Below are 2,937 nucleotides of genomic sequence, written 5' to 3'. Positions count from 1 at the left end.
TATATATTTTTCACAAAATGACTCTTTGTAATTCCCCGTGTGAGTAATATATAAGAAATGATAAAAAAATTCTTCAATAAGAAGAGGAGAAAGCATTATAATATTCACTTTCCAGAAAGAGACAAAGGCAAAGACCAATTTGAAAACGAAAAAAACCTCTGATGATTTTTCAGAGGTTTTTCGTTTCTTAGTATGCTTCTAAAAACTCAGTAACTTGCTCTTCCGTTTTTGCATTTGCACTATGTAAGTGACCTAACTTTTCGCCATTTTGATATACAAGTAGGCTTGGAATACCCATTACTTGATACTCTTCAGCAATACTTGGGAACTCATCTTTATTAATAGAATACCATTCAAACTTATTGAACTCTTCCATTACATCTCCGATAAAGTTGTCCATGCGCACGCAATCTGGGCACCATGTAGTAAAGAACTTAACAACTACTGGCTCCTCGCTTGCGATGATGTCTTTGAATTCTTTGTCAGACTTGATTTCTCTCATGTTTTGTTGCTCCTTTTTCACTTATAATATTTTGGGTTATTTAGGCGGCGTTTTTGCCAAGAAAAGAAAACTTCTAACGAAAGTTCTTCTTTCCGAATAATTCTTTTGCAAATTGATCCACCGCAGTTTCCTGAAGTCCTGGTACAACATGTGAGTAGGTGTCCAGTGTGATACCTACTCTTTTATGTCCTAATCGTTCACTTACAATCTTCGGATGTATACCTTGTTTCAACATTAATGTTGCATGAGTATGCCTCAGATCATGGAACCGAATATCAGGAACCTCACTTTTCTTTATAAGCTTTTTCCAGAGCTGTGTCAAACTTCTGAAACGGCAGACCAAATCGCAGTCATTATAGCCTTCACCATATCGCTCTTTTTCCCTCAGAGATTTTTTGCAGATGGTCATTTAGTGCCATTAAAGTAATGTCAGGCAAAATCAGCAATCTCTTTCCTGAAGAGGTTTTTAGTTCATGGAATCCCTTTGTAATGTGAGAGAGGGAACGGTTAACAGATAACGTTCGTCTCTCAAAATCAATATCTTTCCATTGTAGACCTAAGATTTCACCTTTACGCATTCCACATGTAATAGCAAGAAGATAAGCGATATAATAATGGTTTTCTTTTGCATGTTCTAAAAAACGAAGAACTTCTTCATCGATTAAAAAACTAGGGGGTTAACGCTGATTTAGTGGAAAGAGCTCATTATATCACTCTTTCGGAGGAGGTGAGTTAGGATGCGGAAATGGTTAAAGAAACTATTTTCGAAAAAAACGCCCACCCTGCATTGTTTATGAGGAACAAGAAGGTGAGCTTCAATTAAACGAAACTGATTGGATTTGTGAAAATTGTGCCCAAATTATGCATGAACAAGGTATTGAAAGCGATGAATAGTACCCTTTACATCTTATTCCATATAAACAAAGCTGGTTAGCTTCTGATTCAAGTGCTATTAAATGATCATTATTAATAGAGTTATTCGTATACATTCTGTTCTTTTGGATGTTAAGAACCGTATAATTCACATCGTTATGTTCATTTGAAAATGTTGATTCGTTTAATAATGTCAGCGTTGAGTTGATGTTGTATTTATCAATTCGCTCTTTCTTTCCTTTGAAAAACAGTTTGATAAGATGCGGCTCATCATTAATGAGCAAACCGAGTTCAGGTGATGAGCGGACGATTAAATCATCTGATATCCAATGTGATTTACCTGGACCGAACCAAGAGACGTCGTTGTTTTTAATAAATTTTTTGTACTGCTTTATGACATCGATATAGTTTTGCTTTTTCCTTTGATCAACCGTTTGTACTAATGTTTCGAAACATTCAAAAGGTAGTTCATTTTGATGAAATTTAATAACAGTGTCTCGTAATTGTTTCCAGTAATCAAAAGCTGGTTGGTATTCAGGTTGAGATTTTAGATTTTTTACAAAGTTTGTTTTAGCTGCACTACTTTTCAGTGTGAAGTCTAAAAATTGTGTAAGTCCTACTTTAATTTCTGCCATATTACACCCCCTTTCCAAACATTACTAATTCGATAATAGAAAGGAAAATCCTGCATTTTTTAAGAAGGCGAGCTAGATGCTAGAAAACCAGATGTCCATGCACAATGGCCATGGTAAAGCTGATCCACAGGAGCAAGAAGGTATCATGACAACGTCTATCGATGCCGAAAAGTTACAAGATGCCATCAGTCGAGCGGTAATGATTTCACAGGAATATCCAGAAGGCGCGGAACCTGAGGGTGTGAATGGGAGCATTAATGAAGCATTGGAATTGTTACAAAAGTATTTTGGGCAATAAAAAAGGACTCACGGCAATGAGTCCTCATAAAAAAATATATGTTGGTATCAGTATAATATGGAAGGTGAGTGAATAGAACATGCAAGCAAAAGTATTGGTTAACACACTAAACATGGACCACGCTCAGTGGTTGCAAGCTATTGGTGGCTCAGATGTTTCTGCAATCGCAGGTTTAAATTAATGAAAATCAGCAGTTCAAGTACTCTTTGAAAAAACACAAGCGATTGAAAAGGAAGATTTACAAAGTGAACGGCATATTTCGGAAACGTTTTGGAAGAGGTAGTTGCAAAAGAATTTTCCAAGCGTACGAATTTAAAGGTACAACGCAGAAATGCAATCCTGCAGCATCCTGAATACCCGTGGATGATTGCAAATGTAGACCGATTGATTGTCGGTGAGAAGATTGGCCTTGAATGCAAAGTGTCGTCTGAATATTTTGAAAAAAGTGGGGATCAAAAGAAGGAAGGTGAGCAAAAACGCTATTTGAATAAAAGCTAGTGGACTAGTTTTTAACACTCACTGAAATTAAGAATCATAACATACTTTGTAATAACTTATATGGAAGTGAGTTGAATAATAATGTTTTATTCATATTTTGATACCCGAGATAGAATGCGTCCGTATGGTAC

At 36.1% G+C, this 2,937-nt stretch carries 3 protein-coding genes and 2 pseudogenes; 2 read left to right on the top strand and 3 right to left on the bottom strand.

From position 1 onward, the window contains the following. Nucleotides 1-187 precede the first annotated feature (187 nt). The 3 genes and pseudogenes from AB3X48_RS20385 to AB3X48_RS20370 all read right to left on the bottom strand — a co-directional run bounded on the left by AB3X48_RS20385 (nt 188) and on the right by AB3X48_RS20370 (nt 2,010). Nucleotides 188-502 (bottom strand): thioredoxin family protein, encoded by a 315-nt coding sequence (locus AB3X48_RS20385; protein WP_001206934.1) that lies wholly within the window; start codon nt 500-502, stop codon nt 188-190. A 73-nt stretch (nt 503-575) separates the two neighbouring features. Next, a pseudogene (locus AB3X48_RS20380) lies at nt 576-1,110 on the bottom strand (site-specific integrase). Nucleotides 1,111-1,402: 292 nt separating this feature from the next. Then, a pseudogene (locus AB3X48_RS20370) lies at nt 1,403-2,010 on the bottom strand (hypothetical protein). A 76-nt stretch (nt 2,011-2,086) separates the two neighbouring features. Between AB3X48_RS20370 and AB3X48_RS20365 the strand changes: the two are divergent. Both AB3X48_RS20365 and AB3X48_RS20360 read left to right on the top strand, forming a co-directional pair. Beyond that, the gene (locus AB3X48_RS20365) at nt 2,087-2,308 is read left to right on the top strand and encodes a hypothetical protein (RefSeq protein ID WP_016104765.1); all 222 of its coding nucleotides are present in this window, start codon (nt 2,087-2,089) and stop codon (nt 2,306-2,308) included. Between the two features lie 270 nt (nt 2,309-2,578). Further along, nucleotides 2,579-2,806, top strand: a complete 228-nt coding sequence (locus tag AB3X48_RS20360) for a YqaJ viral recombinase family protein (RefSeq protein WP_246907652.1) — start codon at nt 2,579-2,581, stop codon at nt 2,804-2,806. Nucleotides 2,807-2,937 lie beyond the last annotated feature (131 nt).

Origin of the sequence: Bacillus sp. S4, from assembly GCF_040838205.1 — a bacterium.
In the GTDB taxonomy this organism is placed as follows: Bacteria; Bacillota; Bacilli; order Bacillales; family Bacillaceae_G; genus Bacillus_A; species Bacillus_A cereus_U.
Note: the sequence above shows the minus strand (reverse complement) of the source record. Positions and strands in the feature narration are given on the sequence as shown.